The 13,982-nt window shown below is 58.8% G+C and carries 11 protein-coding genes; 6 read left to right on the top strand and 5 right to left on the bottom strand.

The features are described from left to right. Window positions 1–57: 57 nt before the first annotated feature. The 6 genes from ABEB25_RS04160 (at window position 58) to ABEB25_RS04135 (ending at window position 8,687) form a co-directional block, all read left to right on the top strand. A complete protein-coding gene (locus ABEB25_RS04160) occupies window positions 58–1,194 on the top strand; it encodes a glycosyltransferase (RefSeq protein WP_345735121.1) in 1,137 nt (378 codons plus the stop codon). Then, a complete protein-coding gene (locus ABEB25_RS04155; protein WP_345735120.1) occupies window positions 1,191–2,909 on the top strand; it encodes a hypothetical protein in 1,719 nt (572 codons plus the stop codon). The genes ABEB25_RS04160 and ABEB25_RS04155 overlap by 4 nt, the downstream gene beginning before the upstream one ends. Further along, window positions 2,906–4,018: a GNAT family N-acetyltransferase gene (locus tag ABEB25_RS04150; RefSeq protein WP_345735119.1), complete on the top strand. Its 1,113-nt coding sequence runs from the start codon at window positions 2,906–2,908 to the stop codon at window positions 4,016–4,018. Before ABEB25_RS04155 ends, ABEB25_RS04150 begins: the two co-directional genes overlap by 4 nt. Further along, on the top strand, window positions 4,015–5,217 hold the full coding sequence (locus ABEB25_RS04145; protein WP_345735118.1) for a glycosyltransferase family 4 protein: 1,203 nt from the start codon (window positions 4,015–4,017) through the stop codon (window positions 5,215–5,217). Before ABEB25_RS04150 ends, ABEB25_RS04145 begins: the two co-directional genes overlap by 4 nt. A gap of 27 nt (window positions 5,218–5,244) precedes the next feature. Next, a complete protein-coding gene (locus tag ABEB25_RS04140; protein ID WP_345735117.1) occupies window positions 5,245–7,650 on the top strand; it encodes a GumC family protein in 2,406 nt (801 codons plus the stop codon). Between the two features lie 122 nt (window positions 7,651–7,772). After that, window positions 7,773–8,687: a PEP-CTERM sorting domain-containing protein gene (locus ABEB25_RS04135; RefSeq protein WP_345735116.1), complete on the top strand. Its 915-nt coding sequence runs from the start codon at window positions 7,773–7,775 to the stop codon at window positions 8,685–8,687. Between the two features lie 6 nt (window positions 8,688–8,693). Here the strand turns inward: ABEB25_RS04135 and ABEB25_RS04130 are convergent, their stop codons facing one another. The 5 genes from ABEB25_RS04130 to ABEB25_RS04110 all read right to left on the bottom strand — a co-directional run bounded on the left by ABEB25_RS04130 (window position 8,694) and on the right by ABEB25_RS04110 (window position 13,889). Beyond that, on the bottom strand, window positions 8,694–9,725 hold the full coding sequence (locus ABEB25_RS04130; protein ID WP_345735115.1) for a PIN/TRAM domain-containing protein: 1,032 nt from the start codon (window positions 9,723–9,725) through the stop codon (window positions 8,694–8,696). 61 nt (window positions 9,726–9,786) lie between these two features. Beyond that, complete coding sequence (gene ilvD, locus ABEB25_RS04125; RefSeq protein ID WP_345735114.1) at window positions 9,787–11,463, bottom strand: dihydroxy-acid dehydratase; 1,677 nt, start codon at window positions 11,461–11,463, stop codon at window positions 9,787–9,789. Window positions 11,464–11,570: 107 nt separating this feature from the next. Continuing rightward, window positions 11,571–12,458, bottom strand: coding sequence for a hypothetical protein (locus ABEB25_RS04120; protein WP_345735113.1), 888 nt, complete (start codon window positions 12,456–12,458; stop codon window positions 11,571–11,573). Between the two features lie 167 nt (window positions 12,459–12,625). Continuing rightward, window positions 12,626–13,306, bottom strand: a complete 681-nt coding sequence (locus tag ABEB25_RS04115) for a hypothetical protein (protein WP_345735112.1) — start codon at window positions 13,304–13,306, stop codon at window positions 12,626–12,628. A 94-nt stretch (window positions 13,307–13,400) separates the two neighbouring features. Continuing rightward, window positions 13,401–13,889, bottom strand: a complete 489-nt coding sequence (locus ABEB25_RS04110) for a LysM peptidoglycan-binding domain-containing protein (RefSeq protein ID WP_345735111.1) — start codon at window positions 13,887–13,889, stop codon at window positions 13,401–13,403. Between the last annotated feature and the right edge of the window lie 93 nt (window positions 13,890–13,982).

The raw sequence follows: 13,982 nt of genomic DNA, 5'->3' as shown, positions 1-13,982 counted from the left end.
GCGGAACATTTGCTGCTTGCCGAGGGTCAAAGGGGTGAACACACCGCCCGTCAGACCATGCCCGTTCAGAAAACTCTCGTCCATTTCATCGCTGCCCCGGGTGGAGGCGGGGCGGAAGCCATGCTGGGAAATCTGGTGGCCAGAATGGATCGCAGCCAATGGCGCACGGTGGTGATCGTCATGGATGGGCGTGCCTGGCCGCAGGACATGGCCCGGCTGAGAGATGCCGGAGCCGAAGTGCATGACCTCAAAGCAACCGCTTTCTTGCGTCGGGACACCTTGGTTCGGCTCGTCCAGTTGCTGCGTCAGATCCGACCTGACGTGGTGCAGACCTGGATGCATCATGCCGATTTTGTGGGCGGCTGGTGTGCCCGTATGGCCGGGATCCGCGCCGTGGTGTGGGGCATTCACTGTCGTGAAATCCATCGCAACCCTGGGGACTCGGATCTGAAGATGGCGGTCTTCCAGAAACTTATTGGGCGGTCCTCCCGCTGGGTTCCCGTCCGCATCATCTCCTGTTCATCAGCGGCGCTGGAAGATCACGTGCCGATGGGTTATCCGGCAGCGGCCATGACCTGGGTGCCCAATGGCATTGATACAATGCGGTTTGTCCCTGATGCGCAGGCGCGGGCCCGTGTGCGGCAGGAACTGAAAGTGCCCGAGGGAGCTCCTCTGATTGGCTTCATTGGCCGTTTCCATGAGATGAAGGACCTGTCCACCTGGCTCCGGGCCGCAGCCCTCCTGCAGGCTCGCCATCCGGAGACACACTTCTGGTTATGCGGGGGAGAGGAGTGGGAGCTGGATGAATGTGCGCGGGCCTCTCTTTCGGTGGTACCCATCCGCAGCCAGGTGCATTTCACCCCGTTTCGTCCAGACCCCCAGCGAGCCTATCCTGCCCTGGATGTCTTTTCACTGGCATCGCGAACAGAGGCCTGCCCGATGACAATCATGGAGGCGCTGTCCTGTGGTGTGCCCTGCGTCACTACCGATGTCGGGGACTGCTCCCGTCTGTTGGAAGGGGTCGGCCAGGTGGTGCCGGTGAAGGAGGCCGAGGCGTTGGCCAAAGCTTGGGAAGACACCCTCGCCCATCCGCCTTCGTCTGAAAGCCTGCGTCGTCATGCTGTGCAACGGTTTGACATCGCTGTGGCAGCTCGAGGTTACGAACAAGTTTACCAGGAGGTGCTCGCCGTATGAAGGCCCTCGTTTTCGGACTCACTCTGCTGGCCACGGCGATGCATGGAGAACTGAATGTATCGCTCACCGATGCGATGACCCGCGTTTCGCGTACGGAGGACTTGCCTCTGGTGACGAAGCTGGAATTGCAGGCGGCCCGAGGTGAATGGGAAGCTCTGCAAATGGTGGTGAACGGAGCTCCCGAGGAGGTGCGGAAGGTCACCCTGGAGGCCACTACCCTGACAGGGCCAGAGGGCAAAACAATCCCGGCCCCGCTGCTGCTGCGTGAGCATTATGTGAAGGTTTCGAAGTCCACGCCGATGTCACCGCTGCCCGCTGGCGAATACCCGGATGCGCTGGTCCCGCAGACCTTTGCCTGGCAGGAGCTGCCCGAGGTGAAAAGCGTCAATCAGCCTTACTGGGTGGATGTGCATGTGCCCTATGCCACACCGCCTGGTGTTTACAAAGGAGAGGTACGTGTGCTGGGACCCGACCGTCTGTTTTTGGCCACGCGCCAGATCTCGGTGAAGGTGCTGCCTTTTGATTTGCCAGTGGTGCCGCGGCTACGCACCTCCATCATGACCATTTGGCGCCGGATCGCCGAAGTTCATGGTTTTGACCGCCAAAAAGAACCACCGGAGCCTGAACTGCTGGTTTTGCTGAATGAGTACTACGATTTGCTGGCACAGCATCGGCTGAGCATTGACCAAACTTACCCGACCTATCCGGACGGAGCCACGGGCAAGATCAATGATGCCAAGGTGGAGGCGGGCATGCGCAAGCACCTGCTGCACCGGCATGTGAGCACGCTCGGGCTGCCCATCTGGCCGGAATGGCCCTTTGCTGATCCTTTGGAGAAAGACCGGAAGGAAGCGATGAACTACGTGGCGGATTGGATGAAGCTGATGAAAAAGCTACGCGCCGAATCGCGAGGTTACGTCATCATGGGATCGCTGGATGAGCCGAACGACGCCGATGCCTATGCGCGGGTGCGGCGCTGGGGAGACTTTTTTAATGAGGTGGAGGCCACTCATCAGCTGAAGGTGCCCTTGCTGGTGACGGAGCAGCCTGCACCTGACAACTGGTGGTGGGGACGGCTGGATGGCAATGTGGACATTTGGGTGCCGCATTTCTCCCAAGTCTGGGAGGATATGGAATCGCCTAACGGCAAGCGTGACATCGCTCGCCGCATCACGGCTGGGGACGAGGTGTGGTGCTATGCTGCGCTGGTGCAAATGCCCGGTGACTGGGAGGCGGCGCATGGCAAACCACAGCAGCTTAAAGAATCGAATCCTCCCGTTTGGTGCCTGGACTACCCGGCGATGAACCACCGCGTGCTGGCATGGGTGATGCCCCGACATGGCATCACCGGACTGACCTACTGGGACACGCTGTTTGCCAGCCCGGGTGTGGATGTGTGGGCGGATGCGGGCTCATTCCACCACACGGAAGACCGGGTTTACAATGGTGACGGCAGCTACATCTACCCGGCCACGCAAAAGCGGAATGGGGCGCACATGCCTGTGGCCAGCATCCGCCTGAAATGGCTGCGGGAAATGGCAGAGGATTATGATTACCTCATGCTGGCCAAGGATCTGGGGCTGGAAAAAGAGGCGCTGGATCTGGCGGCTACCTTTGCCCGAGGTTTTGGCGATTGGGATGACGACATGGGCAAGCTCTATGAGGCGCGCCTGAAACTGGCGGAGCTGATCATGGCGAAAGGAGGTGGCCAGTGAAGCTGGACATCATCCGTGACGAGGCTGGCTTCAAAGCCCTGGAACCCTGCTGGGATGCCCTGTTGGAGCAAAGCGCCGTGCGCACGCCGTTCCTTCGCTGGGACTGGGTGAGCCTGTGGTGGGAAGAGTTTCATGAAGGCTTTACGCTCGCGATCACCGTCGTGCGTGACGATCATGGTGCACCTTTGGCCATTGCTCCGCTGATGATTGGACCGGAGGTGGAGGGGGTGCGTCGTCATCTCCAGCACCTGGGTTTCCTGGGTGGGTTGGGCGAGGTGAAGGGGGAGCGACTGGACTTTCTGGTGCCCGCAGGCCGTGAGCCGGAACTGACGCCCATTTTGTGTCAGGTCTTCCACCTTTTGGGCGTGGAATGGCAGGCTGTGCGGCTGAACAAGCTGCCTGAGGAATCCCCTAACTATCCTTGGATCGTCCAGGCGCTACACTTATGCACGACGGGAGGAGGCATTCTGAAGGCGACTCAATGCGAGTGCATTCGGTTGAGTTCATCCTGGACGGAGTTTGAAGCTGCCTTGCCTGGCAAACATCGCCGGGAGCTCCGCCGCAGGCGCGAATTGCTGAAGCAGGAAAACGACTTTCAAGAGCAACTGGTGACGTCCGCAGACATGGAGGCCCGGCTGGATGAATTTGCTGACTTGCACCGGCAGCATTACCCCGATGGAGTCAGCTCTTTTGTCACCCCCAAATCCTGGAGATTCCACCGGAGGCTGGCCCAGAAGTGGCTGCCCAGCGGCCGTGCAATGCTGCCTTTTCTTGCGGTCGGTGGCGATATGGTCGGCGGCATCTATGGTTTTGTGGAGGGAGACGAGTTTCTGTTTTTCCAGCTCGGCTGGCACTCCCGCCTGGCGCGTTTTTCCATGGGGCATCTCAGCATCCGCTGGGCGGTGGAATGTTGCATGGTCCGCAACCTCCGTTTGTTTGACATGCTGCCCGGAACCTACCGTTACAAAAAGGAGTGGTCGCAGACCTCCCGCCAAGTCCTCGACCTGGAAGCCTACCAGCCCGAGAGCCTGCGCGCCGCCCTCTTCCGTTCTATCCGGCACCTGAAGCGCCTGCTGCCCGGTTCCTCCTCCTCTTCGATTTCTGCATGAAAGTTCTCGTCCTGACGGCTGATGCCAACACCCTGGTTTACCATCGCGGAGATCTCATCCGCGACTTCGCCGCCCATGGTTGTGAAGTGGTGACCTCTGCTGCTGAAGACTACCCGCATGTGCGGAAGTACCTGGAGGCCGCCGGTGTGCGGCATGAGCCCATCCGCATGGTGCGCAGCCGGGTGAATCTGGCCAAGGATTGGATCACCTGGCTGGATATGTTCCGTCTGTTTCGGAAGGAAAAGCCCGATGCGCTCTTTGCCTACACCATCAAGTCGGTGGTCTATGGCTGTGTGGTGGCGCGGCTGGCAGGGGTGCCCAAGGTCTATGCCCTGCTGCCTGGGCTGGGCTTCACCTTTGTGAAACCGGAAACGCTGAAGCAGACGCTGGTGCAATGGGTTTCCAAGGCTTTGCACCGGTTCGCCCTGAAAAGGGCGGATGTTATTTTCATGCAGAACCGTGACGATGTGCAGCTTTTTACCGATCTGAAGATGCTGCCGCCGGGAGTGCCCGTTCACGTCACTGCAGGTTCAGGAGTGAACCTGGATGAATACCCCCATGTGCCGCTGGAAGGAAATGCCGACATCGCCGCCGGGCGCATCCGTTTTGTGCTGGTGAGCCGGCTGCTCATCAGCAAAGGCGTTTGCGTATTTGCGGAGGCGGCACGGAAGATCAAAGCCAAGTATCCCCTGGCGGAGTTTCATCTCGTCGGTCCCTTTGATCCCAACCCCAACCGGGTCTCTGAGGCAGAGGTGGAGCAATGGGTGAAGGAGGGGACCTTGATTCATCACGGCATGGTGCGGGATGTGGCCGGGTTGCTGAAAAGCATGCATGTCTTTTGCCTGCCCACCTGGTACCGTGAAGGCGTGCCTCATGCATCGCTGGAGGCTTTGTCCACTGGCCGGGCCATGATCACGACCGATTCGGTCGGCGCCCGCGAGTGTGTGCCGTCCGGAGAAAATGGCTTTTTGCTGCCCCCTCGCGATGAGGTGGCCGTGGTGAAGGCCATGGAGTTTTTTATCCAGCAGCCAGAGCAAATTGTCCGCATGGGACTCGCCAGCCGAAAGCTGGCAGAGGAGGTCTTCGATGTCAAAATCGTGAACCGGATCATCCTCCAGGCCATGAAAATCGAACATTCTGACTCTAAACCTTCCCAAACCCCTGCGTCTGCTCCTTGCCCCCTGGGGGCAGGTGCATGATGGTACTTCCAGTTTCACGCCCACGTCATGTCCTACCAGCTCGCCCTTGATCCCAACCGCACCCAGCCAGGGGCTGCCGGTGGCGGGCAGGGCCTTGTTCCCATGGCACCGGCGACTCTCGGGGTTCCCATGGGGCTGTCCCCGGCGGACTCCAGCCCTTATCTCTCGACGCCTGCCCCTCATTTTAGCGAGTCGGTGATCAGCTTGGCGGACCTGGCAGGTTACCTGAAGAAACGCTGGTGGTTAGGTCTGCTCATGGCACTGCCTGCGGCGGCGGCTGTCTTTTACCTCCTGGGCATGGGAGCGAAGATTTATGAGTCGGAGGCGAAGCTGCGGCTGCGGCTGCAGGACACGAATGTCTTTAACTTCAATGAAATGGGGCGGCAAGGAGTGACGGAACTGAGTGCTCCTCAGCTCATCAACAACCACCTGACCGAGATCAAGTCGCGGAAGTTTGCGGACTACTTTTACACCCGTTTTGACCCAGTGAAGAGGGACGCTTTTATCCAGGATGAACTGAGCACCCTAGGGCGCAAAGACCAGTTGCTGAAATGGGTGGGCCTTTACACTCCTCTGGACCCTGCCCCGCCCATGGATGTCTTTGCCGAAAGCGTGGAGAGCAGTGTGCGGGTGGAGCCGCAAAAGGAATCCCATATTCTGCGCATTCTGGTGCGGAATCGGGATCCCCAACTGGCGGCGGATCTGGCGAATGGTTTTGCCCAGGATTACATCCGCTTTTTCGGCGAACAGGAAAGCGGCCAGACGCAGAGCGAGCGCGACTACCTTCAGACCAAGGCCGATGAACTGAAACAGCGCCTGGAAGTCAGTGAACGAAAGCTTTCCGAATACCGCAAGAGCGAGAACCTCATCCAGACCAACGAGGCGATGGATGTGGATGGTGACAAGGTGCGCCAGCTCATGACGGCCATCACGAATGTGGAGATCCAACTAGCGAAATCCAAGAGCGATCTGCAGAGCATCCGTACCACCCAACAGGCAGGACGGGATCTTTTGGAAGTGCGTGTGGTGGCAGACAATCCGGATGTGGCCTTTAACCGCAAAGAACTCGAGTCAGCAATGACGGAGCGCAAAGCGCTGGAACCGCTGTGTGGGCGCAGGCATCCCCAGATGGTTGCATTGGCGGGCCGGATCGAATCGGCCAAGAACGCACTGGATCATGCCTCGATGGCGGTGGTCACGATGTCCGAAACCGAAGTCTTGAGCCTGGAGCGGCAGATCGCAGACTTCAAAAAGCAGTTGGAAACCTCACGTGGTGAGGTGTTGGACCAAAGCGGCAAAAACGTCGAGCAAAAGATGCTTAGCGATCAGGTGGCGGCAGATCGCGAAATGTACCAGACCATCGTGAAGCGGCTGAACCAGGCTGAAGTGACAGGCAATTTCAAGGACAGCGGTGCGCTCAGCCTTTCGGACATCGCCTCTCCACCCGACAAGCCGGTGAAGCCAAACAAGCCCATTGCGGCTGTGGCGAGTTTGATGGTTTTTGGTTTGATCTTTATCGGCCTGCCTGTGGGCTGGGGACTGATGGATGACCACGTCTTCCGGCTCCTGAGGCAGAAGGGTTCCCCTTCCGCCAACATTCCCTCGGTCAAGGAAGTGCCGCACATGCCTTCAGGGCCGCTCGTCAGAACCTCGGGCTCCGCCGCCCCAGGCACGCTGCCTTATGCGCCTTCGCCCCTAGCTCCCCCGGCTCCTGTTTTCCAACCCGCCGCCCGTTCACCGTCCATGCTTGCAGGGACCACGGCCAATCAGGCTCCGGTGCTGGCGCATCTGCCGCTGATCGGCCACGGCACTCCGGAGGCCATGCTGGGCCAGTTGCTGCGTTCAGAGCCCCATGGCGCTGCGGGTGCGCTGTCCCAGCTCACCACCACCCTGGAAATGCAGGCGCTGAAACGCAGCGGACTGGGAGGCATCATCCTTCTCACCAGTGCTGAGGCTGGAGAGGGCAAGACCCTGTCTGCGGCGGCTCTGGCGGCGGCGTTTTGCCACCAGGGACGCAGCGTGTTCATGATGGAGTGCAATGCGGTCTCGCCCACGCTGCATCAATGGTTCCCCCACGCGACCCAGCACAGTTCTTGGGCGCATGACCTGGAGTCTCTCCGCTATGGCAAGACGAATCTCTTTTTGCTGCCTGCGCACGATCTGCCCTCCTATGCCACGAATGAACTGCTGGATGGGTACCGCTCCTGGATTGAACGGGCCCGGCAGCATGTGGACTGGATCATTCTGGACGGGGGGGCGATCTTGAAAAACTTTGCGGATGTCGCACCTCTCGCACCTCTGGCCACTGATGTCCTGATGGTGAACAACCCAAATGTGGCAAACTCTGCCAAGCTGCGTGCGGCGATGAGCCTGCTGCAGCCGATGATGAGCAGCAGCGCCTTCCGTGGGATGATCGTTCACGGGGCGGCGTAGATGAATGGAGCTTGTATTTTAGCTTAAATTTAGAATAATTGTGGTGGATATAAAATCTCGCTTACATTTTCACCATGTCTTCGGCCAAAATTGTTGCGTCTTGCTGCTGCCTTAGGGGCTGGATGTTGCTGTGGCTTCTCGGCTCTGCGGCGACCAGCCAGGCCGTCATTTTGGTGGATACGGACAATGCTCTGGCAAATACCACCGCTCCGACGGGCCAGTATGTAGACAGTGGCTGGGCCTACCAGGGGGAGTATGGCAGCTTTTTGGGCACGATGATCGCGCCTCAGTATTTCATTACAGCGCAGCACATCGGAGTTTCAGCTTCACCGACGTTTACCAGCACGGCTGAGTTCAATGGTGTGGTGGATGTGACTTATACGATCGACAGTTCGGCTAATGGCGGACAGGGCTTTTGGAACATCGCCGGGACCGATCTGCGGATCTTCAAGATCAATGAGACCTTCAGTTCCTATGCCACTTTGTACACCGGTGGGGCGGAGGCGGGACTGGAGATGGTGGTTTTTGGACGTGGCGGACCGCGAGGAGCGGAGGTGGAACTCAGCGGAGATGTGAAAGGCTGGTATCACACCGGATCGGATGGTGTCGCACGCTGGGGGGCGAATACGGTGGACGGTATCGTGGGTGGCGACTTACTGCGGGCTGATTTTGACAATGCATTGGGCCAGAATGAATCCACGCTGTCGGTGGGAGATTCAGGCGGTGGATTATTCGTGAATGATGGCGGAGTTTGGAAACTGGCTGGCATCAACTATGGGGTGGACGGTTTTTTCGACATCAACAACATTACCGGAGACGGCCTGGAATTTGCGGCTGCGCTGTATGACCGAGATGGCTACTACCAGGGCGATGATGGAAACGGCTGGGCGCTGGCCCCTGATTCTGCCGGGGGGATGTATGCCTCGCGGATTTCGACGAACGCGGCAGTCATCCAGAACATCGTCGGTGTGCCAGAGCCTGGAAGCATACTGATGCTGATGCTGGGAAGCTTGCTGACGCTGCGCCGTCGCCGCTGAACCCTTTTACTTTTTGAGCTCAGCAAAAATAAGCCTGCCAGCAGAGGTGGGCAGGGCACCGGAAATGGTGACTTCGACGCTCTGGCCGATGAATGTGGCGGCCTGATTGACCACGATCATGGTGCCATCTGCCAGATAGCCGACGGCCTGATGTTTGTCTTTGCCCGGCTTGGTTAATGACAGGGAAAGCTCGTCGCCAGGATTGAGCTGGGGCTGGAGGGCGATGGCGAGATCGTTGAAACTCAGGACCACGATGCCGCGCAGCCTGGCAACTTTGGCGAGGTTTTCGTCATTGGTCAGCAGTCGGGCATTCAGCTCGCGGGCCAGGGAGACGAGCCGGGTGTCCACGGGGGCAGAGGAATCTCGCAGAGTGCCGGGCGGGTCTTCGTGGATGGATAGGCGAAGGTCTGAGATGGTCCGCATCTTTTCCATCACCTCGAGTCCACGGCGACCCCGGATGACTTTTTGCGGTTCGCTGGAATCGGCGAGCCGCTGCAATTCATCGAGCACGAAACGCGGAACCACGAGGGCTCCGCTGAGGAAGCCTGTCTGGACGACGGAGGCGATGCGCCCATCAATGATGACATTGGTATCCAGCAGCAGCGGTTCACCCTCGGAGCCATCGCGCCGGAACCGGACATAGGGAATGAGGAAGGCGAACTGGTCCCGGTCGCTGCGCAGGGCAAAGGTGACGCCAAAAAAGGCGAGGGACGTGTAGATAAGAATCTCTACCACATTGCGTACCGCTTCACCATCGGCCATGGATTGAAAATAACCGAGCTGGAAAACGCCAATTCGTGTCACCAGCCAGGCACAGAAAAGGCCAATGGCCAGACCAAAGGTGGCGTGAGAAAAATCACGCAGGCTGAAGCGTGTGAAAAGGATGTCCAGCGCCAGCAGCAGGCCCATGATGGCGGCCCCGGTCAGTGCACCCATCCAGGCTGGCTGCTGAAACCCCAGCGAGATCGTGATGCCCGTGAAAACGAACAGGGCAAAGAATAGGGCTCGGACGAGCCGGATGGACCACGTGGAATTCATGCGGGAAGATGCGGATGACTGTATAAGCTTCCGTCCAATGTGACGAGGACAAAGACGGAGATCATGCGTCACGCATGACCCATGCCGAAACGCAGCCTTCATGTGCCTGTAGGGCGGTGGCGGCAAAGTCGGCCAGATAACCACGACCTGAAACCGGCTTGTCCCAGGCGACGGAGCGGGAGCTCAGGTCTGCATGCAGGTGAATGGTGCCTTCGAGCAGGTCGAACTCGATTTCGTCCCCGTCTTGGATGGCTGCGATGGGGCCGCAGACGGCTGCTTCAGGTGAGCAATGAATGCCCATGACCCCGTGAGAAACTCCCGAAACGCGGCCATCTGAAAGGAAGGCAACTTGGCCATCAAGCTCTGGCACAGCCAAGGCTGCGCTGGCAACGAGGAGTTCTGGCATGCCGGCGGCGATGGGCCCGACACCCCGCAAAACCACGAAGTGGCCCGGCTGGATTTTCTTGGCTGCCGCAGCGTCTGAAACAGCCTTCACGCTGTCAAAACAGATGGCGCGGCCTTTGAAGCGAGGACTTTGGCGGGAGGAAACTTTGAAGACCATGCCGTGAGGGGCGAGGTTGCCAAAGCAGATCTGGAGATCGGCGTAGTCTTTGAAGGGCTGACCAAGCGGGGCGATGAGGTCCTGATCGAGCGGCACATCAGGGCAGTGGGCCACATTTTCAGCCAGGGGCTGGCCTGTGACGGTGATGCAGGAGCCATCCAGGAGACCCGCCTTGAGGAAATGGCGAAGCAGCATGGCTGTGCCGCCGATGCGATGCAGGTCTGCCATGGTCCCACGCCCACGCGGAGCAAAATTGCAATAAACCGGGGTGCGACGGCAGATGGCCTGCATGTCCCGAAGGGTGAAGTCCACGCCGGCCTCACGCGCCACGGCGAGGATGTGCAGCACGCCATTGGTCGAGCCCCCCATGGCAGCAATGGCGGTCATCGCATTGGTCAGAGCTGCTTTGGTGATGATGGTGCGGGGCCGCAGATCCAGCTCCAGTAGACGACGCATGGCCTTGCCCACACGGAGGCAGTCGTCCTTTTTGGCTTCATCCACAGCAGGGATGGAGGACGTGTCTGGCAGGCTGAGACCCATGGCTTCCAGGGCAATGCCCCATGTATTGAAAGAGGCGGCGATGCCGCAGCCGCCGGCACCCGGGCAGGCGGCGCGGATGATATCTTCGGATTCCTGAAAGGTCATGCTGCCGTTGTTGGCCTGGGCCTGGGAATCGTAGGAATCCAGGATGGTGATGGGTTTGCCCGCATGGCAGCCAGGCAAAATGCTGCCGCCATTGACGATGAGGCCTGGATAGTTCAAGCGTGCGAGGGCCATGGCAAAGGCGGGGCCATTTTTATCGCAATGATGCACGCCGATCATGCCATCGTAGCAATGCGCGCTGGTGACCATCTCGGCCCCATTGGCCATGAGATTGCGGGAAACCAGGGAGGATGCACCGCCTTCGTGACCTTGGGTGATGTTGTCGCTGACACCGGAAACGCCGAAAGGAAAGGCGATGAGTCCAGCTTCCGCACAGCCTTGCTGGATCAGTTTGGCCACTTCATAGGCCTTCATGTTGCAGAGATTGCCATCAAGGAGCGGCGTGGCGATGCCGATCTGAGGTTTGTTGAAGTCTTCTGCCTTGAACCCAAGGCCCCAGTAGAAGGATTTGACGCCGCGCTGCCAGCCGTGAGTAAGGGAAGAAGAATTCCAATTGAGGGGAGAAGTCGCCATGGTGATCGGGCAAAATAGCGAGTCGCAACGCCACCACCAAACAAAAACTCCCGACCAGGAGCCCTGGTCGGGAGTTAGGTGAAGGAATCTTTAAGACTCCGACAGAATTAGAAGCTCACGCTCAGCTTCACGCCGCCGAAGATTTCGTTGTCTTCGGTGTTGTTCAGGTGACGGGTGTCCAGGGACATGTTGTAAGCAACATAAGGGGTCAGCGTGGCGCTCTTGGTCAGCTTGATTGGAGCAGACAGAGAAGGGATCACGTGAGTCAGACCGCTCTGGTTGGACTGGCCAACGATCGTGTAGTAGTTGGAGAAGCCGTAGCCTGCTTTGACAGCAGGAACGATGCTCAGCCAAGAAGTGATTTCGATCGGAAGGTCAGCACCGACTTCAGCGTAGGAAGCACCGATGGTGAGGTCATAGAAGAAACCAGCGTAGAAGTTCACTGGACCCAGAGGGGCAGCAACCGTCATACCAACTTCTTCAACGCCGCTCACGTTCAGTTCGCCAGCGCCGTTAGGGATGCCGAAGTTCGTGCCGGAGAAACCGTCAAAGAACTCATAGTGGGTGTAGACCAGACCGAACTTGGCGAAGCCAGCGTCGTAGGTCAGGGAGGTGGAGAGGTCGAGCTCGGAATAGTCGAAGTCACCAGCGCCGTCCACACCGCCGATGCCGGCGTTGGAGGAAGAGGTTTCAACGGAGGAGGTGTACAGAGCACCGAAGCCCAGGGAGAGCTGTTCCGTGAGCGGGACGCTCAGGGACAGGCCAGTCCAGACGGTGTTGTCTGCGAACCAGAGGCCGCGGAAGTAATAACGAGTGTCGTAACCCACTTCGAGGGTTGCGCCAACGGTGTCAAACAGTGCGCCAGACTCTTCTGGAACAACTGGGGCGACGCCCTTTGCAGGGGCGGAGGTGCCGGCGAATGCGCTCAGGCTGGCAGATGCAGCGAGAACGAGTGCCGACTTCGTGATGACGGAGGTCATGCTCTTCAATTTCATGATGGTCGATTTTGGTTTGTTGATGAGATGGAGGTTGGTCCGGGAGACCTCCCACCGTGCGATTCAATTAAAGCACCCCATGTGCCATTGCCAAGCATCTTTTTCTGAAAATTATTGAGCAGTTCACAATTCGGCTGTCCAAGGGAATGCCGTTGAGACTCAAGCACTTACTCCGCGAGGACGATTCTCAATCCCTCAGATGTGATTTTAAGACTCTGAATTCCAGCCAGGAATCTTTGCAGGCCCGGGTCTTTCTCCAGGTTCTCCCCTGCCAGATTGACTCCTTTAATGTATCCTAACCAAGCGTTAGGCATGGGCAGGCCACCCACGCGCACGTCGTTGACTTGAAGAGCGACCTTTTTTTGCTCGTCCATACGAGCGCTCAGGTTGACACCCAGGCGAACGGTGGTCCCAGAAACGAGCGGCAGCCCAGAATCTGCTGAGACAGGGGCCAAAACAGTGGCGGAGATGCTATCGGGCCCCAGTTGGACCTGCACCGTTTCTCCCAGGTTCTGGCTCGCCAAGTAGGCGTTGATCTCCTTTGCCGTGATGACCAGGGTGCGTTCATGTTCGCCCGGAGACGTTTCGGGTTGGCTCGCAGGTGCAGCGCTGGTTTCCAGCACGTGCAGTTTGGCCTCCAGCATCTGCTGCTCCTGGCTGGTGAGGCTGACGGGCTGGATGAGATCTGCGTAAACATTGCGCTTCACCCACCACGCTGTGGCTGCGGCGGTGAGGCCACAACCCAGAAGAAAGACTCCAGCGACGATCAGTAGGGTGCGTGGCCAGGAAGAGCGGCGGGGCAGTGGGCGGGAATCGGTAGCAGCAGGGATGTTGGGCGGAGTTTCCATAGGGTGCAAACGGGTTGACGAGGTGACTGGGTCGTTCATTCGACAGCCTCCGCCATTCCACGTTGGCACTTTCTATGGAACCGGCTGGGGCTGCTTACGGGATCTTCAGGCTCTGACCCGGGCGGATCACGTCTGAAGACAAGCCGTTGCTCGCTTTGATCTTGGCCACGGTGGTGCCACGTTTTCTGGCGATGCCGTAGAGGGTATCACCCTTGGCCACTTTGTAGCTGCCGCTGGATTTCTTGGCGGTGCTTTTTTTCGCGGTCGAGGACTTCGGCTTGGAGGAGCTGACGGTCTTCTTGGGGGTGCTGGAGGTTTTAGGAGTCGAAGTCGGGGCGTTGAAAGCATAGGGGTCCGCCTCCGCAGGAGCAGGTGGCGGGGTGTAAGTCGGAGGGGAACTGTAGCCACCGCTGACGCTGCCAGAACTCCCTGGATACGGGTTGTAGCCGCCGTCATTGCCGTAATTGGCTGCGTAGGGATCGCTGCTGGCAGTCTTCTGGCTGAATGGATTTTGACCATTTTGGCAGGAGGCGAGCAGTGAGCAGGCGGCGAGGATGGGCAGGAGACGGATGGCGGTAAACATCGTTTTGCAGGAGGGTTTGGAGAAATCAGATCTGAGACAGACTGAGTATGGTTTTCGCTTTGCTATGTTCAACATGAAACCTTGAGCGGTGTG

Origin of the sequence: Prosthecobacter algae, assembly GCF_039542385.1 — a bacterium.
Lineage (GTDB): Bacteria > Verrucomicrobiota > Verrucomicrobiia > Verrucomicrobiales > Verrucomicrobiaceae > Prosthecobacter > Prosthecobacter algae.
The sequence above is the reverse complement of the archived record's forward strand: the minus strand, read 5'-3'. Positions and strand labels throughout refer to the sequence as shown.

What these genes read in the sequence shown, in the direction of transcription:
- ABEB25_RS04135 (WP_345735116.1), top strand. Translation starts at nt 7,773, where the DNA reads ATGTTGCTGTGGCTTCTCGGCTCTGCGGCGACCAGCCAGGCCGTCATT.
- ABEB25_RS04140 (WP_345735117.1), top strand. Translation starts at nt 5,245, where the DNA reads ATGTCCTACCAGCTCGCCCTTGATCCCAACCGCACCCAGCCAGGGGCT.
- ABEB25_RS04130 (WP_345735115.1), bottom strand. Translation starts at nt 9,725, where the DNA reads ATGAATTCCACGTGGTCCATCCGGCTCGTCCGAGCCCTATTCTTTGCC.
- ABEB25_RS04110 (WP_345735111.1), bottom strand. Translation starts at nt 13,889, where the DNA reads ATGTTTACCGCCATCCGTCTCCTGCCCATCCTCGCCGCCTGCTCACTG.
- ilvD (WP_345735114.1), bottom strand. Translation starts at nt 11,463, where the DNA reads ATGGCGACTTCTCCCCTCAATTGGAATTCTTCTTCCCTTACTCACGGC.
- ABEB25_RS04155 (WP_345735120.1), top strand. Translation starts at nt 1,191, where the DNA reads ATGAAGGCCCTCGTTTTCGGACTCACTCTGCTGGCCACGGCGATGCAT.
- ABEB25_RS04145 (WP_345735118.1), top strand. Translation starts at nt 4,015, where the DNA reads ATGAAAGTTCTCGTCCTGACGGCTGATGCCAACACCCTGGTTTACCAT.
- ABEB25_RS04115 (WP_345735112.1), bottom strand. Translation starts at nt 13,306, where the DNA reads ATGGAAACTCCGCCCAACATCCCTGCTGCTACCGATTCCCGCCCACTG.
- ABEB25_RS04120 (WP_345735113.1), bottom strand. Translation starts at nt 12,458, where the DNA reads ATGAAATTGAAGAGCATGACCTCCGTCATCACGAAGTCGGCACTCGTT.
- ABEB25_RS04160 (WP_345735121.1), top strand. Translation starts at nt 58, where the DNA reads ATGCCCGTTCAGAAAACTCTCGTCCATTTCATCGCTGCCCCGGGTGGA.